This window comes from Klebsiella sp. MBT K-1, from assembly GCF_002556465.1.
GTDB classification, from domain to species: Bacteria; Pseudomonadota; Gammaproteobacteria; order Enterobacterales; family Enterobacteriaceae; genus Klebsiella; species Klebsiella grimontii.
Genome location: NZ_PDEL01000009.1, coordinates 159,162 through 182,973, shown reverse-complemented (window position 1 = coordinate 182,973; position 23,812 = coordinate 159,162). Strand labels below are relative to the sequence as shown.

The 23,812-nt window shown below is 56.2% G+C and carries 17 protein-coding genes; 7 read left to right on the top strand and 10 right to left on the bottom strand.

The window, feature by feature from the left end; translation table 11 throughout:
* Positions 1-33: 33 nt before the first annotated feature.
* The 5 genes from serS to lrp form a co-directional block, all read right to left on the bottom strand.
* On the bottom strand, positions 34-1,326 hold the full coding sequence (gene serS / locus CMQ96_RS15510; RefSeq protein WP_004871699.1) for a serine--tRNA ligase: 1,293 nt from the start codon (positions 1,324-1,326) through the stop codon (positions 34-36).
* 90 nt (positions 1,327-1,416) lie between these two features.
* Entirely contained in the window at positions 1,417-2,760 is a 1,344-nt protein-coding gene (gene rarA / locus CMQ96_RS15505) for a replication-associated recombination protein RarA (protein ID WP_004871703.1), read from the bottom strand.
* An 8-nt stretch (positions 2,761-2,768) separates the two neighbouring features.
* Entirely contained in the window at positions 2,769-3,380 is a 612-nt protein-coding gene (gene lolA / locus CMQ96_RS15500; RefSeq protein ID WP_004130911.1) for an outer membrane lipoprotein chaperone LolA, read from the bottom strand.
* A 121-nt stretch (positions 3,381-3,501) separates the two neighbouring features.
* The gene (gene ftsK, locus CMQ96_RS15495; protein ID WP_098066995.1) at positions 3,502-7,476 is read right to left on the bottom strand and encodes a DNA translocase FtsK; all 3,975 of its coding nucleotides are present in this window, start codon (positions 7,474-7,476) and stop codon (positions 3,502-3,504) included.
* A gap of 135 nt (positions 7,477-7,611) precedes the next feature.
* Positions 7,612-8,106, bottom strand: a complete 495-nt coding sequence (gene lrp / locus CMQ96_RS15490; protein WP_002439523.1) for a leucine-responsive transcriptional regulator Lrp — start codon at positions 8,104-8,106, stop codon at positions 7,612-7,614.
* 531 nt (positions 8,107-8,637) lie between these two features.
* On the opposite strand from lrp, the gene trxB reads away from it, so the two are divergent.
* The 5 genes from trxB to infA all read left to right on the top strand — a co-directional run bounded on the left by trxB (position 8,638) and on the right by infA (position 14,450).
* Positions 8,638-9,606, top strand: coding sequence for a thioredoxin-disulfide reductase (trxB, locus tag CMQ96_RS15480; protein WP_004871710.1), 969 nt, complete (start codon positions 8,638-8,640; stop codon positions 9,604-9,606).
* Positions 9,607-9,720: 114 nt separating this feature from the next.
* On the top strand, positions 9,721-11,487 hold the full coding sequence (gene cydD / locus CMQ96_RS15475) for a cysteine/glutathione ABC transporter permease/ATP-binding protein CydD (protein WP_049090036.1): 1,767 nt from the start codon (positions 9,721-9,723) through the stop codon (positions 11,485-11,487).
* Positions 11,488-13,209: a cysteine/glutathione ABC transporter ATP-binding protein/permease CydC gene (gene cydC / locus CMQ96_RS15470; RefSeq protein WP_049090037.1), complete on the top strand. Its 1,722-nt coding sequence runs from the start codon at positions 11,488-11,490 to the stop codon at positions 13,207-13,209.
* 38 nt (positions 13,210-13,247) lie between these two features.
* Positions 13,248-13,952 carry a leucyl/phenylalanyl-tRNA--protein transferase gene (gene aat, locus CMQ96_RS15465; RefSeq protein ID WP_024360089.1) on the top strand — a complete coding sequence of 235 codons (705 nt, stop codon included), beginning with the start codon at positions 13,248-13,250 and terminating at the stop codon, positions 13,950-13,952.
* Positions 13,953-14,231: 279 nt separating this feature from the next.
* Complete coding sequence (gene infA, locus CMQ96_RS15455; RefSeq protein ID WP_002211347.1) at positions 14,232-14,450, top strand: translation initiation factor IF-1; 219 nt, start codon at positions 14,232-14,234, stop codon at positions 14,448-14,450.
* A 138-nt stretch (positions 14,451-14,588) separates the two neighbouring features.
* Here the strand turns inward: infA and clpA are convergent, their stop codons facing one another.
* The gene (gene clpA, locus CMQ96_RS15450) at positions 14,589-16,871 is read right to left on the bottom strand and encodes an ATP-dependent Clp protease ATP-binding subunit ClpA (RefSeq protein ID WP_032711149.1); all 2,283 of its coding nucleotides are present in this window, start codon (positions 16,869-16,871) and stop codon (positions 14,589-14,591) included.
* A gap of 30 nt (positions 16,872-16,901) precedes the next feature.
* Positions 16,902-17,219 carry an ATP-dependent Clp protease adapter ClpS gene (gene clpS, locus CMQ96_RS15445; RefSeq protein WP_004130898.1) on the bottom strand — a complete coding sequence of 106 codons (318 nt, stop codon included), beginning with the start codon at positions 17,217-17,219 and terminating at the stop codon, positions 16,902-16,904.
* Positions 17,220-17,543: 324 nt separating this feature from the next.
* Here clpS and cspD point away from each other — a divergent pair, with 324 nt between their 5' ends.
* A complete protein-coding gene (gene cspD / locus CMQ96_RS15440) occupies positions 17,544-17,774 on the top strand; it encodes a cold shock-like protein CspD (protein ID WP_004100627.1) in 231 nt (76 codons plus the stop codon).
* A 68-nt stretch (positions 17,775-17,842) separates the two neighbouring features.
* On the opposite strand, the gene macB is transcribed toward cspD, so the two are convergent.
* From macB to CMQ96_RS15425, 3 genes are all read right to left on the bottom strand, one after another.
* Entirely contained in the window at positions 17,843-19,789 is a 1,947-nt protein-coding gene (macB, locus tag CMQ96_RS15435) for a macrolide ABC transporter ATP-binding protein/permease MacB (RefSeq protein WP_024360091.1), read from the bottom strand.
* On the bottom strand, positions 19,786-20,901 hold the full coding sequence (macA, locus tag CMQ96_RS15430; protein WP_004871729.1) for a macrolide transporter subunit MacA: 1,116 nt from the start codon (positions 20,899-20,901) through the stop codon (positions 19,786-19,788). The genes macB and macA overlap by 4 nt, the downstream gene beginning before the upstream one ends.
* Positions 20,902-21,073: 172 nt before the next feature.
* Complete coding sequence (locus tag CMQ96_RS15425; protein ID WP_004871731.1) at positions 21,074-22,732, bottom strand: ATP-dependent endonuclease; 1,659 nt, start codon at positions 22,730-22,732, stop codon at positions 21,074-21,076.
* A 384-nt stretch (positions 22,733-23,116) separates the two neighbouring features.
* Between CMQ96_RS15425 and aqpZ the strand changes: the two genes are divergently transcribed.
* Entirely contained in the window at positions 23,117-23,812 is a 696-nt protein-coding gene (gene aqpZ / locus CMQ96_RS15420; protein ID WP_004130892.1) for an aquaporin Z, read from the top strand.

Below are 23,812 nucleotides of genomic sequence, written 5' to 3'. Positions count from 1 at the left end.
CCCGCAGGCGCTTTTGAGAAGAGTGTTGAAAAATCAGCCGATAAACTCAAGGCCGCGCATATACGGGCGCAGGACTTCTGGGATCGCAATGCGACCATCCGCCTGCTGATAGTTTTCCATCACCGCGACGAGCGTACGTCCAACCGCCAGGCCAGAACCGTTCAGCGTGTGTACGAGGCGAGTTTTCTTGTCAGACTTGCTGCGGCAGCGCGCCTGCATACGACGCGCCTGGAAATCCCAGACGTTAGAGCAGGAAGAGATCTCACGATAGGTATTCTGCGCCGGTACCCACACTTCCAGATCGTAGGTTTTGCATGCGCTAAAGCCCATATCGCCCGTGCACAGAGCCACTTTACGATACGGCAGACCCAGCAGCTGCAGCACTTTCTCGGCGTGGCCGGTCATCTCTTCCAGCGCCGCCATGGAATCTTCCGGACGTACAATCTGCACCATTTCGACTTTGTCGAACTGATGCATACGGATCAAGCCGCGGGTATCGCGGCCATAGGATCCGGCTTCAGAACGGAAGCACGGCGTATGCGCGGTCATTTTGATCGGCAGATCGTCTTCGTCGATGATCTCATCGCGCACCAGGTTGGTCAGCGGGACTTCCGCCGTCGGGATCAGCGCGTAGTTGCTGCTGTCAGCTTCTTCTTCCAGCGGACGGGTATGGAACAGGTCGCCGGCGAATTTTGGCAACTGACCGGTACCGTACAGCGTGTCCTGGTTAACCAGATACGGGACGTAGTTTTCGCTGTAGCCGTGCTGTTCAGTATGCAGATCCAGCATAAACTGCGCCAGCGCGCGGTGCAGACGCGCCAGTTGGCCCTTCATGACCACAAAGCGAGAACCGGTCAGCTTCACGGCGGCGGCAAAATCCAGCCCCCCGTGCATTTCGCCCAGCGTCACGTGATCGCGAACGTCAAAATCAAACTCGCGCGGCGTACCCCAGCGGCTGACTTCAACGTTGTCATTTTCGTCGCGGCCGGCCGGAACGTCATCGTGCGGAATATTAGGGATGGTCAGCGCGATATCGCGGATTTCCGCCAGCAGCGCGTCCAGTTCGGTCTTAGCGGCATCAAGCTGCTCGCCGAGTTTGTTCACTTCCAGGCGTAATGGCTCAATATCTTCCCCGCGCGCTTTCGCCTGGCCAATGGATTTCGATCGGGAGTTGCGCTCCGCCTGCAGGTTTTCAGTTTGAACCTGCAGAACTTTACGACGCTCTTCCAGAGCGCGAAGTTTATCTACATCCAGCTTAAAGCCCCGGCGTGCCAGTTTTTCTGCGACTGCGTCTGGCTCGGTACGCAGCAGATTGGGATCGAGCATGCTTATCCTGTGCTTATCGAATTAATAAAGAAAAATGGCCGCAGAGCGCGACCACGGAAATAGTGTGACAACCTTACCGCAACGCCTCAATTATCGGTAGCGTTTTATCGGGCTATTTTGATCCTGTTCGGTTAACCAGGCGAGCTTTTCGCCTATTTTGCCCTCCAGCCCCCGGTTTGTCGGCTTATAATAGCGCGTTTGCGCCATTTCCTGCGGGAAGTACTGCTCTCCAGCGGCATAGGCATTTGGTTCATCATGAGCATAGCGATACTCCTGCCCGTAGCCCATCTCCTTCATTAGCTTCGTTGGGGCATTGCGTAAATGTACTGGTACGTCGTAATCGGGGCGTTCGCGGGCATCGGCCATCGCCGCTTTAAACGCGGTATAGACCGCGTTGCTTTTCGGCGCGCAGGCAAGATAAACAATGGCCTGGGCAATCGCCCGCTCGCCTTCCGCCGGTCCGACACGAGTAAAGCAATCCCAGGCGGAGATCGCAACCTGCATCGCGCGCGGATCGGCATTACCGACATCTTCCGACGCGATTGCCAGACAACGGCGCGCGACGTAGAGCGGATCGCCGCCGGCGGTAATAATCCGCGCGTACCAGTAGAGGGCGGCATCCGGTGCGCTACCGCGAACCGATTTATGCAGCGCGGAGATTAAATCGTAAAAACGATCGCCTTTGTTGTCGAAACGCGCGCTGCGCTCGCCGGCGATTTCGGTCAGCAGCTCAACTTTCAGCACGCGATTGCCGGAGGCGTCGGACTCGGCCATATCGGCCATCATTTCCAGGGTATTCAGCGCCCGCCGCGCGTCACCGTTGACCAGGTCGGCGATGGCCTTGCGCGTCTCGTCCGGCAGAACGATATTTTGCCCGCCGTAGCCGCGTGTTTTATCGCTCATCGCCTGGCTGAGCACCTGTTCGATGTCGTCGCTGGTCAGCGATTTCAGCAGATAGACGCGCGCGCGGGATAACAGTGCGGAATTGAGTTCAAAGGAGGGGTTTTCCGTCGTCGCGCCGATAAAGGTGATGGTTCCGTCTTCGATATGCGGCAGAAAGGCATCCTGCTGGCTTTTATTGAAACGGTGAACTTCATCGACAAACAGAATTGTGCGGCGACCCGCGTTGCGGTTTTGTCGCGCGCGTTCAATGGCCTCGCGGATCTCTTTCACCCCGGAGGTCACCGCTGAAATACGTTCAACGTCGGCGCTGGCATAGCGCGCAATCACCTCGGCCAACGTGGTTTTCCCCGTCCCCGGCGGCCCCCAAAGGATCATGGAGTGCAGATGACCGGCTTCAATCGCCCGTGGTAAGGGTTTACCCGGCGCCAGCAGATGCTGCTGGCCAATGTACTGCGCTAAATTTTCTGGCCGCATGCGTGCGGCCAGGGGTTGAAACGCGTTGTCGGAAAAATCGAGCGACAGATTGCTCACGTTCGCCTCTACTTACGTTGATCGTCCACCGTAACCCCTTGCGGCGGCGTAAAGGTGAACTTAGATGCGTCGACGGCGCCATTTTGTTGCGACTTCAGCTGATAGCTGCTGCGTTGATCGTCCTGTTCCACGGCGCTGAACTGATGAATCGTGCCGTCACGACCCACGTTAATGGTGAACTGCTTCAGATTACCGCTACCGTTTTTCGGGGTCAGAACAAAATCATCGCCGTTTTGCTTAATATTGTAGTTCTGCCAGTCGCTGGCCTGGTTGCGGGCAATCAGCATAAACGGCGTGTTGCTGGTCGCATCTTTCAGCCAGGTGGCGGTAGCCTGCTCAACAAACGGGTTATAGAACCACAGCGTTTTGCCGTCGGAAACCAGCACGCTTTCATCCGGCTGGGTCATATGCCAGTTGAACAGATTTGGTCGTTTGACCCACAGGTCGCCCTGCCCGTCCTGCACGGCGTTGCCGCTGCCGTCCGTCACTTTCTGCGTAAAGCTGGAGTGGAAGCTGCTCACTTTATCAAGGCGGCTTTTTAAATCGCTGGCGGCGTCCGCCCATACCTGACTGACGACAAAACTGGACAGTAATGCACAGGTGATTGCGAGTTTTTTCATTGTTATTCCTTAATGTGCGTCACTCCCGACGCGGGAGCCTGATCTGCTGCTAATGTAGAACGGCCAACGGCGGTTAAACAGCAGAACAGGCTGATTTTCACTTATTTACCCAACTTTGCGGTTACTCAAAAGGCGGCGGAGCCAGCACCTCACGGTTACCGTTATGACCCTGCTCGCTCACGATACCCTGAGCTTCCATTTGCTCAATGATACGCGCGGCGCGGTTATAGCCAATACGGAACTGACGCTGCACCCCTGATATGGAAGCCTTGCGTTTCTCCGTCACAAAGTTGACGGCCTGATCGAACAGCGGATCGAGCTCTTCACCGCCCTCGTAGCCACCGCCGCCGCCTTCGCTTTCGCTATCGGAGGTGATGCCATCGACATACTGCGGACGCCCGCGCGCCTTCCAGTCCTGAACGACGGCGTGAACTTCCTCGTCGCGTACAAAAGCGCCGTGCACGCGCACCGGGATCGTGGAGTTAGGCGCGGAGTAGAGCATATCGCCCATTCCCAACAGAGACTCCGCACCGCCCTGGTCAAGGATGGTCCGCGAGTCAATTTTACTCGATACGGTAAAGGCGATACGCGTCGGGATGTTGGCTTTAATCAGGCCGGTGATAACGTCAACCGACGGTCGCTGGGTCGCCAGCACCAGGTGGATCCCCGCGGCGCGCGCTTTCTGCGCCAGACGCGCGATCAGCTCTTCCACTTTCTTGCCGACGGTCATCATCAGATCGGCAAATTCGTCGACCAGCACCACGATATAAGGCTCTTTTTTCAGTACCGGATGCGTCGCATCCATACTGTCGCCAGGCTTCCAGTAAGGATCCGGAATGGGTCGTCCCATACGCGCGGCTTCGGCAATCTTCTCGTTATAGCCTGCGAGATTACGTACGCCCAGCGCGGACATGAGTTTATACCGGCGCTCCATCTCGTTAACGCTCCAGCGCAAAGCGTTGGCCGCGTCTTTCATATCCGTCACGACTTCCGTCAACAGATGCGGTATTCCCTCATAGACCGACAGTTCGAGCATTTTCGGGTCAATCATGATGAATTTCACATCTTCCGGCTGCGCTTTGTAGAGCATGCTGAGGATCATGGCGTTGACCCCAACGGACTTACCGGAGCCGGTGGTACCCGCCACCAGCAGGTGCGGCATCTTCGCCAGATCGGCGGTCACAGGTTCGCCCGCGATGTCTTTACCGAGGACCACCGTGAGCGGTGAAGGATTGTCGCGAAATTTCGCATTATCCAGAACTTCGCGCAGGTAAACGGTCTGGCGCTTTTTGTTAGGCAACTCCAGGCCAACGTAAGGTTTACCCGGAATAACTTCCACCACACGAACCGCCGCCGTGGACAGTGAACGCGCCAGATCTCGCGACAGGTTGGAAATCCGCGCCGCTTTCACCCCTGGAGCCAGGTTTAGCTCAAAGCGGGTGATGACCGGGCCTGGTGAGTAGTTCACCACGTCGGCTTTAATGCGGAAATCGGCCAGACGAGCTTCAACCAAACGCGCCATCTGCTCGAGGGCAAAGGTATCGATCGGCTCAACCTCAGCCGGCGGCGGCGTGAGCAGATCAAGCGAAGGCAGCAGCGTCGTGGGTTTCTGCAACGGGCGACTGTCGCCATTGCGCATCAACAGCGGGTGAATCAGGCTTTCCTGCGGCTGCGGGATCGGTTGCTGCTGCTGCGAAGCCTGCTGCTGCGGATAACCGCCAGGAGCCTGCTGTGGCATCTGCGGCTGTTGAACCGGCTGCTGCTGTACTGGCTGATAGGCCTGAGGCTGCGCACTTTGCGGCTGCTGATGCATCTGCTGGTGCGGCATCGGCTGCTGTACGGGCTGCGAATGCTGGGTCGGCTGCGGGGCAGGCTGCTGCACTTCCGGCATCGGCGTGAAGACAGGCTCGCTCGGCGTATCATCAACTAACGTTTTCATTGGCGAGAATTCATAATCAGCCGCAGAGAACGGATGCGATCCCGGCGGCTGCTCGCTGGCGTAACGCTGCTGCTGGGAAGCGGCAAACTGACGGGCAAGTTCGGCTTCAGCGGCGGAATCCTCGTCTACATTATCCTCTTCCGCAGCGTAGCTATCGCCATAGCGCTGATTTTGCGCAGCCGCGAACTGACGCGCCAGCTCGCCCTGCTCAAACTCTGCAACTTCCTCGTCCGTCAGCGCATCATCATCATAGTGCTGATGTTCTGCCTGACGCGCGCGTTCTTCAGCCAACCGCTGCGAAGGCAGCTTAATGCCATAGGATGCCAGCTCACGTCGCGTTGGAACACGAACGCGATTTGGACGAGGCAATTTCGGGCCTATGCCCTCTTTTACCTGCGCACGCGGGCCGCCAGACGCCGGGCTAAACAGCGGCGCGGCGCTGGATGCGACGGAGGCCGCCGCGGCGCTTGCCCCGGTGGCCTGATGGACGCCGGCCGCCAGCGCGCTCACCGCGGCAACATCAGCCGCCGGAGCAGGCGGAGGCGAGATCGGTTTTGTCGCAACTGGACTGACCGGTTCTGGAATTGGCTGATACCACGCGGCAAGCTGCTCGCGTTCACGCGCGCGTTTCTCTTCCACTTCTTCGAAGTAGTACATCGGCGGACGCTGTGGTTTCACTTCCTCTGCTGGCTCAGGCTCTACGGCAGAAGCAGGAACGTAAGGTTCAGGCTGCTGGATAGGGGCCTGCTGCGGCGGGTAAGCTGGTTCAGACTGATAAGCGGGCTGCTGAACTGGAGCCTGCGCAGGCTGATAGGCCTGCTGCGGCGGGTAGGCCGGTTCAGGCTGATAAGCAGGCGGCTGAACAGGAGCCTGCTCCGGCTGATAGGCATGCTGCGGCGGGTAAGCCGCTTCAGGCTGATAAGCAGGCGGCTGAACAGGGGCCTGCGCCGGCTGATAGGCCTGCTGCGGCGGGTAAGCCGGTTCAGGCTGATAAGCAGGCTGCTGAACAGGGGCCTGCGCCGGCTGATAGGCCTGCTGCGGCGGGTAAGCTGGTTCAGGCTGATAAACTGGCTGAGCGTCATACCCAGGCAGCGGTTCAGACCATGCCTGCGGCGCCGCGGTATCCTGCGCGGCCAAAGCCACCGGATCGGCAATGCTATGCCCGTTCAACAGAGGATCGTAGGGGTCAAAATCGCCGGGGCGCGCCGCGCTGGCTCCGGAGAACAGAACATCATCGGCGTTCGCCTGACGCGCTGCGCTAGAACCAGAAAAAAGCACATCGTCTGCGGCAACAGGCGCGCCGCTGGCGCTGTACTGAACCTCGCCCTCGGCGTCGTCCATCCGTTTACCGGAGAACAACGCGGCATCGGTCTTACGCCCCAGCGGATTGGCAAACTTCTCAGCCAGGCGCTGGCGGCGTGCTAAGGCGCTGCGTAGAATCCGCGCCCGACGAGAACCTTGCGGTTTAGTGGATTCATCGTCTTCATATTCTTCTTCATCTTCTTCATATTCCCCTTCATCGACCCAGGTGTCGTCACGACGGGTACGGTTGCTGGCGAAAGTGAGAATAGAAAGGATCGCGCCGCCGAGTTTTTCAGCAATGCTAACCCAGGACCAGCCGGTAAACAGCGTCAGTCCTGCCGCCCAGATGCAGAGCAGCGCGATTGTACCGCCGCTGCTGTGCAGCAGCGGTTGCAGGGTCGTGCTCAGTAGGCTGCCGATCACCCCGCCCGAAGCGAAGTACCAGATATCATCCGCGTTAATCGCCGCCAGACCGCAGGACGTGAGGATCAGCGCCAGCGCGCCAATCAAACGCAGCGAGACGGCGAAATAGTCGATGTACTCGTCGTTTTCCTGATGACGCCAGGCAAACCAGCAGCCGCCGATAATGATGACCGGAATGGTATAGGCCATTACGCCAAAAATAAAAAATAGCGTATCGGCGAGCCAGGCTCCCGGCGTCCCGCCTAAGTTGTGAATAGGCTCATGCCACGCCGTTTGTGACCAGCTAGGATCCGAGGGATTAAAGCTGAGTAAGGCCGCCATCAACCAGATGGCAAAAAGGGAGCAAAGAATGAGTAACGCCTCAAGGAGTCGGCGCCCGCTACTTAGCTTTGTGAATTTGACTTCTTTGTCTTCGGTGTATTCCTGGCTCAAGAAAGGCTCTCCAGGTATCAGGCTGTTTCCTGCCTTCGGCTAAAACGGACAACAGTGCCGGGTCTCCCCGGCACTGTTGCTGTATGGATTAACAGGAGTGTAATCAAACTACATCGATTTTGCACCTGTTCCGTGTTAGCGCGTCTTGATTACCAAACGATTACTTTGCTTGACTTCTTCCATTACCACATAGGTACGGGTGTCATTTACGCCCGGCAGGCGCAGCAAGGTCTCGCCCAGTAATTTACGATACGCTGACATATCCGGCACGCGAGTTTTCAACAGATAGTCGAAATCCCCGGAAACCAGATGACACTCTTGAATTTCTTCAAGTTTTTGCACAGCGGAGTTAAATTGCTCAAACACATCCGGCGCGCCACGATTCAGAGTAATCTCAACAAATACCAGAAGTGATGCATCCAGATAATGCGGGTTGAGCAGCGCTGTATAGCCCTGAATAAAACCCTGTCTTTCCAGTCGACGCACGCGCTCAAGGCAAGGCGTCGGAGAAAGTCCCACCCGTTTAGAAAGCTCGACGTTGGAAATACGCCCGTCTTTTTGCAATTCATTCAAAATATTACGATCAATGCGGTCGAGATCTTTGCCAGGGCGCTTCTTGCTATCTACCATTATTATTGTCTCTCTGTATTCCTTCCCTACTCCTGTTCCGACTCTGAGCCTTCACTGCCAGAGTCCATCCTGTTATCACCCGTACGACGTTGGGTAACCCAGGGGTACGTGAGAAGCCCGTTGCCTGACGGCAGCCACCGACATCACGCATGGCGTCTGTCCACACCATGCGTAGATTTCGCTAACCCGGATAAAAATGGCATTTGCGTGCATGAAAATTCGCCACACGCCAAACACTGCTTTTCTTCTTCCATGAATGTTTTCGCAAAAGCACAGGGGATTGTCAAAGCAAAACATCGATTTTTAGTACAAGATGCCAGATATTCATTATCCTCCCCGGTTGATTCTCATGTTTTCCTCTTATAATTGTCCCGCTAACAGTAGAATTAGTTATATTCTTCGTTCGTTAAATCGCCAATTAATCGGCATCTTCTATTGCACATATCGTTAACAAAACCGCCGCGCTCTTTTTTTACGTCAACAAATTCCCTACAATCCAGCTCATGTATGCCAATAAATTATGAGGATCTCATGGGCACGGCCAAACACAGTAAACTGCTTATTCTTGGTTCTGGACCTGCGGGATACACCGCTGCGGTCTACGCAGCGCGCGCAAATCTGCAGCCGGTACTGATTACCGGAATGGAAAAAGGCGGTCAGCTGACCACCACCACTGAAGTGGAAAACTGGCCAGGCGATCCTAACGATCTGACCGGACCGCTGCTGATGGAGCGCATGCACGAACATGCCACCAAGTTTGAAACCGAAATTATTTTCGATCATATCAACAGCGTCGATCTGCAAAACCGTCCGTTCCGCCTGGTTGGCGACAGCGGTGAGTACACTTGCGATGCCCTGATTATCGCTACCGGCGCATCAGCGCGCTATCTGGGTCTGCCATCGGAAGACGCGTTTAAAGGCCGCGGCGTTTCTGCCTGCGCGACCTGCGACGGTTTCTTCTATCGTAACCAGAAGGTCGCGGTGATCGGCGGCGGCAATACGGCTGTAGAAGAGGCGCTGTACCTGTCTAACATCGCTTCCGAAGTCCATTTGATCCACCGTCGTGATAGCTTCCGCGCGGAAAAGATCCTTATCAAACGCCTGATGGACAAAGTGGAGAGCGGTAACATCGTGCTGCACACCCACCGTACGCTGGAAGAAGTGACCGGCGACCAGATGGGTGTGAGCGGGTTGCGTCTGCGCGATACGCAAAATGCTGACAACGTGGAATCCCTCGAAGTTGCGGGGCTATTCGTGGCAATCGGCCACAGCCCGAACACGGCAATTTTCGCCGGTCAGCTGGAGCTGGAAAACGGCTACATTAAAGTTCAGTCCGGCATCCACGGCAACGCCACCCAGACCAGCGTTCCGGGCGTTTTCGCCGCCGGCGACGTGATGGATCATATCTATCGTCAGGCGATTACTTCTGCCGGTACAGGCTGCATGGCGGCGCTGGACGCAGAGCGTTATCTGGATGGTTTAGCCGACGCTTGCAAATAATCTTTACAAGTCAGTAACAAAGGTAAAGAAGGCGACGAAAAGTCGCCTTTATTTTTGCCCCGTTGTAACATTGCCGTGCCCAAAAAACTCATAACTACACCTGCTAAGCGCGCAATGAATAAAACCCGTCAACAAGAGTTAACCCGTTGGTTAAAAGATCAAAGCATTATCTCCCGTCGCTGGTTGATGATTTCCCGTGTATTGGGCGTCGTTAGCGGCCTGTTGATCGTTGCTCAGGCCTGGTTCCTGGCGAGGATCCTTCACCGCATGATTATGGAAAATATCCCCGCGACGGCGCTGCTGCTGCCCTTTACGTTACTGGTGCTGGTCTTCGTGCTTCGCGCCTGGGTGGTCTGGCTGCGTGAAAGAGTGGGTTTTCAGGCAGGTCAACATATCCGCCTGGAGATCCGCCGTCAGGTTCTTGATCGCTTACAGCAGGCGGGGCCGGCCTGGATACAGGGGAAACCCGCCGGTAGCTGGGCCACGCTGATCCTTGAGCAGATCGACGATATGCATGATTACTATGCTCGCTATTTGCCGCAGATGACGCTGGCGGCCTCTATCCCTTTGCTGATTGTCATCACTATTTTCCCGGTCAACTGGGCTGCCGCGCTTATTTTGCTGGGCACCGCCCCGCTTATTCCGCTGTTTATGGCGCTGGTTGGGATGGGCGCGGCCGATGCCAACCGACGCAACTTTCTCGCTCTGGCGCGGTTAAGCGGCCATTTTCTCGATCGTCTGCGCGGTATGGAAACGCTGCGAATTTTTCATCGCGGTGAAGCAGAGACCGACAACATACGCGAAGCCTCGCAGGATTTCCGCCAGCGGACCATGGAAGTGCTGCGCCTGGCGTTTCTCTCCTCCGGGGTCCTGGAATTTTTCACCTCGCTCTCTATTGCGCTGGTCGCCGTTTACTTTGGCTTCTCCTATTTGGGAGAACTCAACTTTGGCCATTACGGCGCCGGGGTGACGTTGATGTCCGGTTTCCTCGCTCTAATTCTGGCCCCCGAGTTTTTCCAACCGCTGCGCGATTTAGGTACCTTTTATCATGCTAAAGCGCAGGCTATTGGCGCCGCTGATAGCCTGAAGACCTTTATGGAAACGCCGCTGGCGCAGGCAGAGCGTGGAGAAAAGGCATTAAGCGATAATGAAATGATAAGCATTGAAGCTCGCGACCTGCTAATTAAGTCTCCCGAAGGAAAAGTGCTGGCCGGGCCGCTGAGTTTTTCCTTACGCGCCGGGGAACGTGTGGTGCTGGTTGGGCAAAGCGGCTCGGGCAAGAGCTCGCTGCTGAATACGTTAACCGGTTTTCTTCCTTATGATGGCTCTCTCAGGGTCAATGGCGTTGAGTTAAAGAGCCTGGACGCCGACCGCTGGCGCCGTCTCCTGAGCTGGGTTGGGCAAAATCCGCAGCTGCCCGCGGCGACGCTGCGCGAAAACGTCCTGCTCTCCTGCCCTGATGCTACTGAAGCCCAGCTGCAGCTTGCGCTGGATAAAGCCTGGGTCAGCGAGTTCCTCTCCCTTCTGCCGCAGGGTATCAATACCCCTGTTGGCGATCAGGCCGGTCATCTGTCGGTCGGGCAGGCCCAGCGCGTCGCCGTCGCCCGGGCGCTGCTGGTGCCCTGTCGTCTGCTGCTATTGGACGAGCCAGCGGCCAGCCTTGACGCGCATAGCGAACAGCGGGTGATGCAGGCGCTGACCAATGCGTCAACGCAGCAAACCACGCTAATGGTTACCCACCAGTTGGAAGGCCTGGCAAACTGGGATGCCGTCTGGGTTATGCAGGATGGTCAAATTGTTGAGCAAGGCAGTTATTCGCAACTGGCGGCCGCAGGCGGCCCGTTCGCGACCCTACTCGCCCATCGTCAGGAGGAGATTTAAATGCGCGCGTTGTGGCCTTACCTGGCGCTCTACAAACGACACAAATGGCTGTTGCTGCTCGGAATCGTGCTGGCGATCGTGACGCTGCTGGCCAGTATTGGCCTATTAACGCTGTCGGGCTGGTTCCTGTCGGCATCCGCCGTGGTTGGCGTAGCGGGCATCTACAGCTTTAACTATATGCTGCCTGCCGCCGGCGTACGCGGCGCGGCGATTATTCGCACCGCAGGCCGCTACTTTGAGCGTCTGGTTAGCCATGATGCCACCTTCCGCGTCCTGCAGCACCTGCGGGTCTTTACCTTCAGCAAGCTGCTGCCGCTCTCCCCAGCCGGGCTGGCGCGTTTTCGTCAGGGCGAGCTGCTCAACCGGGTGGTTGCCGATGTCGATACCCTGGATCATCTCTATCTGCGCGTTATATCGCCGCTGGTAGGGGCGCTGGTGGTGATCCTGGTCGTCACCGTGGGGCTGAGCGTACTGGACGTCACGCTGGCCCTGACCCTCGGCGGTATTATGCTGCTCACCCTGCTGGTGATGCCGCCGCTGTTCTATCGCGCCGGCAAACCCGCTGGTGAAAGCATGACCCGGCTTCGCGGGCAGTATCGCCAGCAGTTGACCTCCTGGCTGCAGGGACAGGCGGAGCTGATGCTGTTCAACGCCAGCGATCGCTACCGGCGGCAAATGGAAAAAACGGAAGCGCATTGGCTGGATGCACAGCGTCGCCAGGCGGAACTGACCGCCCTCTCTCAGGCGCTGATGCTACTGATTGGCGGTATTGCAGTTATTGCTATGCTGTGGCTCGCCTCCGCGGGGGTTGGCGGCGATACTCAGCCAGGGGCGCTGATTGCGCTGTTTGTTTTTTGCGCGCTGGCGGCGTTCGAAGCGCTGGCGCCGGTTACCGGCGCATTTCAGCATCTCGGGCAGGTGATCGCTTCTGCAAAACGCATCACGCAAATAACCGAGCAAGAGCCGGAAGTCTCCTTCACTCAGGGCGAAGAGCGGAAGCTGGAGCGCGTCGCGTTGAACTTAAATCAGGTTAGCTTCAGCTATCCTCAGCAGCCCTCCCCTGCGCTGGAGAAAATTTCATTGCAGGTCAAGGCCGGGGAGCATATCGCCATTCTGGGGCGCACAGGCTGCGGTAAATCAACCCTGTTGCAGCTGCTGACCCGGGCATGGGATCCGGCGGAAGGTGAAATATTACTCAACGGTGAGCCACTGGCGCAGCTTAACGAGGCAACGCTGCGTCAGGCGATGAGCGTCGTGCCGCAGCGCGTGCACCTGTTCAGCGCCACGCTGCGCGATAACCTGCTGCTGGCTTCCCCGAACGCCAGCGACACCCGGCTTGCCGAAACGCTTGAGCGCGTCGGTTTAGCAAAATTACTGGACGATAGCGGCCTGAATAGCTGGCTGGGCGAAGGCGGCCGTCAGCTCTCCGGCGGCGAACTGCGCAGACTGGCTATCGCCCGCGCCCTGCTCCACGACGCGCCGCTCATGCTGCTTGATGAGCCTACTGAAGGCCTCGATGCGACGACTGAAAGCCAAATCCTTGATTTACTCGCAGAAGTGATGCGTGAAAAAACCGTATTAATGGTGACCCATCGTCTGCGCGGACTGGCGCGTTTTAATCAGATAATAGTCATGGACAACGGGAAGATTATTGAGCAAGGTAGTCACGCAGAACTGCTGGCTGAACAGGGGCGTTACTACCAGTTTAAGCAGCGCCTGTAGGCTACTATTGAATCATTGCCTGATGCGTTGAGGTAAAAATGCGGCTGGTTCAGCTCTCTCATCATTCCATCGCCTTCCCCTCCCCGGAAGGCGCTTTACGTGAACCTAATGGCCTGTTGGCGCTGGGCGGCGATCTTAGCCCGGCGCGGCTACTGATGGCCTATCAGCGCGGTATTTTTCCGTGGTTTTCACCCGGCGATCCTATTTTATGGTGGTCTCCCGATCCGCGAGCGGTACTGTGGCCGGAGAAATTCCATCTCAGCCGCAGCATGAAGCGCTTCCATCAGCGCTCGCCCTATCGTGTGACGCTGAATCACGCCTTCGGTCAGGTTATCGAGGGCTGTGCCGACCATCGCGATGAGGGCACATGGATAACGGCAGGAATCGTTCAGGCCTACCATCAGCTGCACGAGCTGGGACATGCGCATTCTATTGAAGTGTGGCAGGGAGATGCTTTAGTCGGTGGAATGTACGGCGTCGCGCAGGGCGCGCTGTTTTGCGGAGAGTCGATGTTCAGCCGTGCCGAAAACGCCTCTAAAACCGCGCTGCTGATCTTTAGCCAGGTATTTTCACAGGATGGCGGAAAATTAATCGATTGTCAGGTGCTGAATAAGCATACGGCGTCGCTGGGCGCAGTGGAAATTGCTCGCCGGGATTATCTCGACTATCTCTCCGTGCTGCGGACTTATCGTCTACCGGAACGATTCTGGGTACCGAGGGTGCTATTTGCAGGAGAAGCGTAAATGTTTTCAGCACATTTTTTGTTGGGATGTTATAATTGCGCGGTAGAGTAGCTTCTGCCCGTTGCCCCGCCGCCGTTTGGGAATAATAAGAGTCAGATAACACCCATTGTTCTGTCACTCCCCCTTTACGTTTGCGCCTGTCACCCGGTTTATCCGCGTGAATTACGGGTAATGCGCCAAAACTACTTCGGCGATTTGACGTAAAACTTTACATACTTGCTGAACTTCGGCATTATCTTGCCGGTTCAAAACTACGGTAGTGATACCCCAGAGGACTAGATGGCCAAAGAAGACAATATTGAAATGCAGGGCACCGTACTTGATACGCTGCCTAACACTATGTTCCGCGTAGAACTGGAAAACGGTCACGTGGTAACTGCGCATATTTCCGGTAAAATGCGTAAAAACTACATCCGCATTCTGACGGGCGACAAAGTGACTGTTGAGCTGACCCCGTACGACCTGAGCAAAGGCCGCATTGTCTTCCGTAGTCGCTGATCGTTTTCGCGCTTAACGCGCCAGATGCTGAAGGCCGGGATAATTCCCGGTCTTTTCATTTCTACATCATAGACAACTTAAAGCGCGCAGATAAAAAAACCGGCCCTAAGGCCGGTTTTGTCATTGAGTACCAGAAACTTAATGCGCCGCTTCCGGTTTGTGCTTCTGAGCACTCTGGAAGTCGTAGGTCAGCGCGTTTTTCTCTTTATCCAGTTCCACAGTCACCTGGCCGCCGTCAACCAGTAAGCCAAACAGCAGCTCGTTGGCCAGCGGTTTTTTCAGGTTGTCCTGAATTACCCGTGCCATCGGACGTGCGCCCATGGCCCGGTCGTAGCCTTTCTCGGCCAGCCAATCGCGGGCTTCCTGGCTCACTTCCAAAGAGACGCCTTTCTGATCCAGCTGAACCTGCAGCTCGACGATAAATTTATCCACCACCTGATGGATAACCGTCGTAGACAGGTGATCGAACCAGATAATGTTGTCGAGACGGTTACGGAATTCCGGCGTAAAGATCTTTTTGATCTCATCCATCGCATCCGGACTGTTGTCCTGATGGATAAGGCCAATGGATTTACGCTCGGTTTCACGCACCCCGGCGTTGGTGGTCATCACCAGCACCACGTTGCGGAAATCCGCTTTGCGGCCATTGTTATCGGTCAGCGTCCCGTTATCCATCACCTGCAACAGCAGGTTAAAGACGTCCGGATGCGCTTTTTCAATTTCATCCAGCAGCAGCACCGCGTGCGGATGCTTGATAACCGCATCGGTCAGCAGCCCGCCCTGATCGAAACCGACGTAGCCCGGAGGCGCGCCGATTAAGCGGCTGACGGTATGACGTTCCATATATTCGGACATATCAAAACGCAGCAGCTCAATACCCAGCGACTTCGCCAGCTGCACGGTGACCTCGGTTTTACCCACCCCGGTAGGTCCGGCGAACAGGAAAGAACCCACAGGTTTGTGCTCATGGCCAAGCCCGGCGCGCGCCATCTTGATCGCTTCGGTTAAGGCCTCAATCGCCTTATCCTGGCCAAAGACCAGCATTTTCAGGCGATCGCCGAGGTTTTTCAGCGTATCGCGATCGCTGCGGGAAACGCTCTTCTCAGGAATGCGCGCAATCCGCGCCACCACGGACTCAATATCCGCCACGTTAACCGTTTTCTTACGTTTGCTCACCGGCATCAAGCGCGCACGCGCTCCGGCTTCGTCAATCACGTCAATCGCCTTATCCGGCAGATGACGATCGTTAATGTATTTCACCGCCAGTTCCACCGCCGCACGTACCGCCTTCGCGGTGTAACGGACATCGTGGTGCGCTTCATACTTCGGCTTCAGGCCGTTAATAATCTGCACCGTCTCTTCCACGGAAGGTTCGGTGATATCAATTTTCTGGAAACGACGCGCCAGGGCACGATCTTTTTCAAAGATGTTGCTGAATTCCTGGTAGGTTGTCGAACCAATTACCCGGATCTTACCGCTGGAAAGCAGCGGTTTAATCAGGTTAGCGGCATCGACCTGCCCGCCGGAAGCCGCGCCCGCACCGATGATGGTGTGGATTTCATCAATGAACAGAATACTGTTGGTGTCCTGCTCCAGCTGCTTGAGCAGCGCTTTGAAGCGTTTTTCAAAATCGCCGCGGTATTTGGTGCCTGCCAGCAGCGAGCCGATATCCAGCGAATAGATAGTGCAATCGGCCATCACTTCCGGCACATCGCCCTGCACGATACGCCAGGCAAGACCTTCAGCAATAGCGGTTTTACCGACGCCGGATTCCCCTACCAGCAGCGGGTTGTTCTTGCGACGGCGGCACAGAACCTGAATAGCGCGTTCCAGCTCTTTCTCGCGGCCGATCAGCGGATCGATACCGCCTACGCGGGCAAGCTGGTTGAGGTTGGTGGTGAAGTTTTCCATACGATCCTCCCCGCCTGCTTGCTCTTCGCTGCTGCCTGGCTGGCTTCCGCTGTTATCGGAAGACTGGCTCGGCTCGTCTTTACGCGTACCATGAGAGATGAAATTCACCACATCAAGTCGGCTGACTTCATGTTTACGCAGCAGATAGGCCGCCTGAGACTCCTGCTCGCTAAAAATCGCGACCAGAACGTTGGCGCCGGTCACTTCGCTGCGGCCGGAAGACTGGACGTGGAAAACGGCACGCTGCAGTACGCGCTGGAAGCTCAGCGTCGGCTGAGTATCGCGCTCTTCTTCCGTTGCAGGCAGTACGGGTGTGGTCTGTTCGATGAAGGCTTCAAGCTCCTGACGCAGCGCGACCAGGTCCACTGAACACGCTTCAAGCGCTTCGCGGGCCGAAGGGTTGCTAAGCAGCGCCAGCAACAAGTGCTCGACGGTCATGAACTCATGACGGTGCTCGCGCGCTCTGGCGAAAGCCATGTTTAAACTGAGTTCCAGTTCTTGATTGAGCATAGGCACCTCCCCCAAGTTTATTGCCTGCATTCAGGCTTTTTCTAGCGTACACAACAACGGATGTTCGTTCTCCCTCGCGTACTGATTCACCATCGATACTTTGGTTTCCGCGACTTCGGCGGTAAAGACCCCGCAAATCGCTTTACCTTGATAGTGAACCGTCAGCATCAGTTGCGTTGCACGTTCAACATCATAAGAAAAGAATTTTTGTAACACGTCAATAACAAACTCCATTGGAGTGTAGTCATCATTGACTAATATCACTTTATACATAGATGGCGGTTTAAGCGCATCCTTAACTTCGTCCTCTACTAGCTGATCGAAGTCCAACCAGTCTCTCTTACTCATCGTCAGTGTTCATCATCGGTTGCTGTTGCCAACAGGCGGTGGCCTGTCGATGACCAGAGGCTATGCACATCACAAATCTACAATAGATCATAGATAATTATCATCTATTACTTCCATCCGCGATGTCTGTCACATTCCCCGGCAATAGCGTTAACTGCTTCAAATTTTGACGCATTTTTCACCGTCCCCCAGCGTCAATCGCTTGACGCATTTCCTGATTTCTCTAAATTGTAGTGGCGAGAGTTGGCGAGCAAATGAACAACTCGTCACTCCACTACCGGTTCATTCCATCTTACTTATAAGATTTACGAAGGATGTCGAAGTATGGAAATGGGTACTGTTAAGTGGTTCAACAATGCCAAAGGGTTCGGTTTTATCTGCCCTGAGGGCGGCGGCGAAGACATTTTCGCCCATTACTCGACCATCCAGATGGATGGTTACAGAACGCTAAAAGCCGGACAAGCGGTTCGGTTTGATGTTCACCAGGGGCCAAAAGGTAACCACGCCAGCGTGATTGTCCCTGTTGAAGCTGAAGAAACAGAAACAGCCGCATAACTCTTTTGCTTCATTGTGTACATCCCGCCAGCAAAATGCCAGTCCTTCTGACTGGCATTTTTTTATCGCTACTCGCGCGCCAGGGCGTCTACCGGGTCCAGACGCGCCGCGTTGCGCGCCGGTAGCCAGCCAAACAGCACCCCGGTCAGCGTGGAGCATAAAAACGCGGTCAATAGCGCCAGCGGTGAAAAACCGATCTCCCAGCCGGGTAAAAACAGCTGTAGAACAAAGGCGATCAGCAGCGAAAGCGTGACGCCCAGCGCCCCGCCGACCAGGCAAACCAGCACCGCCTCGATCAAAAACTGCTGTAACACATCGCTGGCCCGCGCCCCGACCGCCATACGGATACCGATCTCCCGCGTGCGCTCGGTGACTGAGACCAGCATAATGTTCATTACGCCAATTCCGCCGACCACCAGCGCAATCACCGCCACCAGCGTCAGAAACAGCTGTAATGTATGTGTGGTCCGCTCCGCCGTTTTCAAGACGCTGTCCATATTCCAGGTAAAAACATCTTTCTTGCCGTGACGCAGTTCCAGCAGGCGCAGCAGCTGCTGCTCAGCAATCGAGCTGTCATAACCTTCGTTCACCCGCACGGTAATGGAGTTCAGCCACGACTGTCCCATCACCCGCCCGGCCATCGTGGTATAGGGTAACCAGACGCGCAGAATTTTGCTGCTGCCGAACATCGACTGTTTTTCATCCGCGACGCCGATCACCGTTGCTGGCATATTGCCGACCAGAATGATCTCACCCACCACTTTCGCTTTGTGCGGAAACAGCTGTCGACGCGCGTTGCTGTCGAGCACCACCACCTGCGCGCGGCTATTTAGCTGGAGCTCGTTAAAGGTATTTCCTTCGCTAAAAGTCATGCCGTAGACGTTAAAATACTGCGCCCCCACGCCCTCGGCGCTGGCGGCAACGTCAATATTATCCGCCCGCAGACGCAGGCTTTTTGATACCGCCGGGGTCGCCGAGCTGACCCAGGGCTGTTTCTGAATAGCCAACAGATCATCGTACTTGAGAGACTGCTGATAGCGGGGATCGTCATCGCCGAAATCCTTGCCGGGATAAACATCAATGGTATTGGTACCGATAGCGCGAATATCGGCGAGCACCATCTGCTTCGCGGCATCGCCCACCACTACAATCGACACCACCGAGGCAATGCCGATAATAATCCCGAGCATCGTCAGCAGCGTGCGCATTTTATTCGCCGCCATCGCGCGCCAGGCCATGACCAGCGCTTCGCGAAAGCCGCTGCTGAACTGACGCCACGCCGATGGCTCAGCCGCCCCGCGCTGGTGCAGCACGCCGCCGTGGGCGGAACCCAGCGCGGGCGGATTACGCACGATTTCACCATCGTGTATTTCAATGACCCGTTCCGCCTGGGCCGCCACCTGCGGGTCGTGGGTGACAATAATCACCGTATGCCCCTGCGCTTTTAGCTGGTGAAGGATCCCCATGACCTCTTCGCCGGAGCGGCTGTCCAGCGCGCCGGTTGGCTCATCCGCCAGAATCACTTCCCCGCCGTTCATCAGGGCGCGGGCGATACTCACCCGCTGCTGCTGGCCCCCGGAGAGCTGCGAAGGCTGATATTCAGCCCTGTCGCCCAGCCCCAGCCGAATCAGCAGCTCATGGGCCCGAGCCAGGCGCGCTTTACGCTCCGCGCCGGCATAAACCGCCGGAACTTCGACGTTCTGCGCCGCGGTCAGATGCGATAGCAGATGATAGCGCTGGAAAATAAAACCGAAATGTTCCCGCCGCAGGCGTGCCAGTTCATCGCCGTTAAGACGGGCCACGTCCGTACCCGCGACCCGATAGGTGCCGCTGGTGGGTTTGTCCAGACAGCCCAGAATATTCATCAGCGTGGATTTACCGGAGCCGGACGCCCCGACGATAGCCACCATTTCTCCGGCGGCGATGCTCAACGTAATGCCTTTCAGCACCTCAACGTTGCCCTCGCCAGAAGGATAGCTGCGGCGAATATCACGCAGTTCCAGTAACGCCGTCATTTCGCCGCTCCGGCCGCACCTTCGCCGATAATCACTTCATCCCCCTCTTCCAGCCCTTTCACCACCGCCACATCGGTGTCGTTACGCGCGCCGATAACGATTTCGCGCTCTTTAACTTCACCGGTACGCAGCAGACGCACGTGATAGCGGTTATCGCCGATGGCGTCACCCAGCGCGCTCAGCGGGAGGGTGATGACGTTTTTTACTTCAGAAAGCTGGATATGCACCTGAGCGGTCATCTCCAGACGCAGGATCCCCTGCGGGTTCGGCACTTCAAAACGGGCGTAGTAGAAAATCGCGTCATTGACCTTTTCGGGTGTCGGCAGGATATCCTTCAATGTTCCTTCATAGCGCGTCAGCGGATCGCCCAGCACGGTAAACCAGGCTTTTTGCCCCGGCTTCAGATGAATCACGTCCGCTTCCGAGACCTGCGCCTTCACCAGCATGGTGCTGAGATCGGCCAGGGTTAAAATATTCGGCGCCTGCTGGGCGGCGATCACCGTCTGCCCCTGCAGGGTAGTGATTTGCGTCACTTCCCCGGACATCGGCGCCAGAATTTTGGTGTAGTCGAGGTTGGTTTTGGCCGTATCCAGGGTAGCCTGATTACGTTTGACCTGCGCTTCAATCGTACCGATTTGCGCCTCTTTGACCGCTAAGTCGGTCGCGGCGGTATCGAGGTCCTGGCGAGAGACCAACTGGCGCTGCGCCAGCTGCTGCTGGCGGGCCAACGTCGTCGCGGACAGTTTACGTTCCGCACGCGCCTGATTGAGCTGCGCCCGCAGCTCCATCAGCGTCGCTTCAACTTCTTTAATCTGGTTTTCCGCCTGCTCGGGATCGATAACCCCCAGCAGCTGATCTTTTTTCACTTTGTCGCCAATCTCAACGCGCAGCGTTTTTAGCTGTCCGCTCACCTGCGCCCCGACGTCAACTTTTTTTAACGCATCCAGCTTTCCGGTCGCCAGCACGCTCTGCTGCAGGTCTCCTTTGCGTACCACCAGCGTCTGATACTGCGGCAGAGGCGCATTCAGAATTCGCCATCCCCAGACGGCGAGGGCCAGTACGACAATCGCCAGCAGCCACCATACTTTCCTGCGCTTTCCATTTAATTTCATAAAAATTCCTGATGTTTTAACCCGCAGAACCCGCGACAATTCTATCTAAATGCGGCAATAGAATAACGCGCATTTTTAGCTGCGCTTAATTTTTGTTTAACCGAAGTTGAAGGTCGTGCGGATAAAGGCGTGCCGGGAGAGTTCCCGGCAGAGAGATAAACGGCGGTCGGCGCTAATCCGCCCGCCCGCGCGCCAGCCATAGCACGCGGGAGAACATTTTTTTCAACAGCGCAGGAATGGCGTCAACCCCGCGACGCCCGGCCTCCATCGCCACTTCAATCGCCAGGTCCGGTTTTGACGAACGGTGGATCGCTTTGGTGATCACCCGCCGCATATTCATGGGAATATTTATCGGCAGCTGGGCCACCCGATGATAAACATCGTCGAAGCCCTGGCGATACATAAAATGCTCCATATCCATCGCCGGTAGCGCGGTGAGATGGTCGCGTTCAAGCATTTTGTCGTCATTCAATAGCCCGCGAACGGTGGCGGCATATTTCTTCCCGGCCTCATCGCCGTCCACCAGCACGTGCCATTCAATCCCCATTCGCCGGGCGAATTTGATAAGCGGTTTTAATCCCGACTGGGCAAACTCAATCACCTTCACCCCTTCCGCATCAAAGTGGTGGCCGCACTGGCGCGCCAGCTCGTTGATAACCCAGGTTTCGGTCTCCCCTTCGACCAGTAGCCAGCAGCGGGCAAACAGCGATGAAGCGCGGTTAAAGCGAATATGAAAAGCGATGCGCCGGCTGTCTTCGGCATTCATCCCGCCGGGCCCCAGCCGCCAGGCGGATACCCGTGATGATTCACGCACCAGTCGGCAGACGTGCTCGACGGGCGTTAATGACAGCAGTTCGCCGGAGTTCGTCGTCGTCACCCGCTGTAGCGGCAGTAAATTAAGTAAATGCCAGGCTACGGACAGCATAATCGGATGCAGCCGGGTTTCCGGGTCCTCAATCAACAAGAGCGGCCGCGCATCGCGATCGAGTCTCACCGTGCCTTTCGCCTGCAGCAGCGTAGAAAACAGTCCCAATAAAATCACCCGATGGCTGCGCCCGCCGGGCTTGTCGATCATCCTGTTAATGATGTCCAGGTAGCGCCAACTGCGCTGTTCATCATGTGAATGACGGCGCATCAGGCGATGACGCGACTGCGCGCTGCTCTGCTCGGCAAAATAGTGCTCCAGCAATTGCACCATGGCCGACAGTCCCTGGCGGATCTGCCCATCGGTTAAATTTTGCGGATGATGCACCAGTTCACGAGAGAGGAAATCAAGCTGGCGCGCGGTAATTTCGATCTGCGGCGAATGCGGAACGGTGCCGTTGTGGATCCGTCGCATAAAGCGGGCGTCGCGCAGCCGCAGAACCGGCATCAGCCGCACCAGGTGACGGGCGAGTTCATCAATATCGTCAAGCTCCAGCGCTTCCCCTTCACCGTTAATAAAACTACGCAGGGTCATTACGCTGTCGTCATCGGCAAGCTCCCCCTCGAGGCGATAGAAAACGCGCTGATAGCCGTCGTCGCAGGGCACCCAGCAGTTACTGAGAGGGCGATAGCGTCGCACTCGATGGCGGCCGGGTTCATTCTCACGGAAGGTCAAAATGATATGCAGATGATGCTCGCGCCCCTGAATATCGCCGGGCGGAAACCAAAAATCTTCCCGAACAAAATGATAAAGGTCAAACTCCGGGGACAGGAGTAGCGTCAGGGCATCCAGCAGGCTGGATTTACCCCAGGCATTTTCGCCAATCAGCACGTTATTTTGCTCAAGCATCAACGATAAACGGTTAATGCCGCGAAAACCGACTATTTCGACGCGCTCAAGATGCATATGCCCTCCGCTCGGTGGCGACTATCTCCTTCAGTTATCAGCAGTATAGCGAGGTGAGCATCAACATGACACTCCGGGCGTATTATGAATCGCTATAGGGTGAAGAGGCGGAATGTGATGCGCGGTATTTCACTTAATTGAGAAACGCATTCATCATCAAAAGTCGTTTTTTTAATCATTTTTGTTCTACACTTTTAAAAATTCCCATGAAAAAAGGAATCCCAGCACATTGTTCTAAATCAAATTACATCAATTTATTTAACTGGTCCCGGAGTAGCGATCGTCCATAGAATAGCGTCGCTTTATTCTAGTCGTCATTCTTTGTGGCGAAAATAAAGGCCGGCACGAAAACTCGTGCGCGTTTACGTTTTTATTGAGGTGGTTATGTTTAGAAAATTAGCAGCAGAATGCTTTGGTACATTCTGGCTGGTATTCGGTGGTTGCGGCAGCGCCGTTCTGGCTGCAGCGTTCCCGGAACTGGGAATTGGTTTTGCCGGCGTCGCGCTGGCTTTCGGTTTAACCGTATTAACCATGGCCTATGCCGTTGGTCATATTTCCGGCGGGCATTTTAACCCAGCGGTGACTTTAGGTTTATGGGCCGGCGGTCGTTTCCCGGCCAAAGAGGTAATTGGTTATATTATCGCCCAGGTTGTCGGCGGTATTATCGCCGCCGCTATTCTGTATGTTGTCGCCAGCGGTAAAGCGGGCTTCGACGCCGCCGCTAGCGGGTTCGCTTCGAACGGTTATGGCGAACACTCTCCGGGCGGCTTCTCCATGCTTTCCGCCATTGTGATTGAGATTGTCCTGACCTGCGGCTTCCTGCTGGTTATTCACGGCGCCACGGATAAAAACGCCCCTGCCGGCTTCGCCCCTATCGCCATTGGTCTGGCGCTGACGCTTATTCACCTGATCAGCATTCCGGTCACCAACACGTCGGTAAACCCGGCGCGTAGCACCGCGGTAGCGATTTTCCAGGGCGGCTGGGCGCTGCAGCAGCTGTGGCTATTCTGGGTAATGCCGATTATCGGCGGCATTCTCGGCGGCGTGCTCTACCGCACCCTGCTGGAAAAACGCAGCTAA

Coding starts and splice junctions, on each gene's coding strand:
- macA (WP_004871729.1), bottom strand. CDS start 20,901: ATGAAATTAAATGGAAAGCGCAGGAAAGTATGGTGGCTGCTGGCGATT.
- aqpZ (WP_004130892.1), top strand. CDS start 23,117: ATGTTTAGAAAATTAGCAGCAGAATGCTTTGGTACATTCTGGCTGGTA.
- infA (WP_002211347.1), top strand. CDS start 14,232: ATGGCCAAAGAAGACAATATTGAAATGCAGGGCACCGTACTTGATACG.
- lolA (WP_004130911.1), bottom strand. CDS start 3,380: ATGAAAAAACTCGCAATCACCTGTGCATTACTGTCCAGTTTTGTCGTC.
- aat (WP_024360089.1), top strand. CDS start 13,248: ATGCGGCTGGTTCAGCTCTCTCATCATTCCATCGCCTTCCCCTCCCCG.
- CMQ96_RS15425 (WP_004871731.1), bottom strand. CDS start 22,732: ATGCATCTTGAGCGCGTCGAAATAGTCGGTTTTCGCGGCATTAACCGT.
- lrp (WP_002439523.1), bottom strand. CDS start 8,106: ATGGTAGATAGCAAGAAGCGCCCTGGCAAAGATCTCGACCGCATTGAT.
- clpS (WP_004130898.1), bottom strand. CDS start 17,219: ATGAGTAAGAGAGACTGGTTGGACTTCGATCAGCTAGTAGAGGACGAA.
- clpA (WP_032711149.1), bottom strand. CDS start 16,871: ATGCTCAATCAAGAACTGGAACTCAGTTTAAACATGGCTTTCGCCAGA.
- cydD (WP_049090036.1), top strand. CDS start 9,721: ATGAATAAAACCCGTCAACAAGAGTTAACCCGTTGGTTAAAAGATCAA.
- macB (WP_024360091.1), bottom strand. CDS start 19,789: ATGACGGCGTTACTGGAACTGCGTGATATTCGCCGCAGCTATCCTTCT.
- cydC (WP_049090037.1), top strand. CDS start 11,488: ATGCGCGCGTTGTGGCCTTACCTGGCGCTCTACAAACGACACAAATGG.
- cspD (WP_004100627.1), top strand. CDS start 17,544: ATGGAAATGGGTACTGTTAAGTGGTTCAACAATGCCAAAGGGTTCGGT.
- serS (WP_004871699.1), bottom strand. CDS start 1,326: ATGCTCGATCCCAATCTGCTGCGTACCGAGCCAGACGCAGTCGCAGAA.
- trxB (WP_004871710.1), top strand. CDS start 8,638: ATGGGCACGGCCAAACACAGTAAACTGCTTATTCTTGGTTCTGGACCT.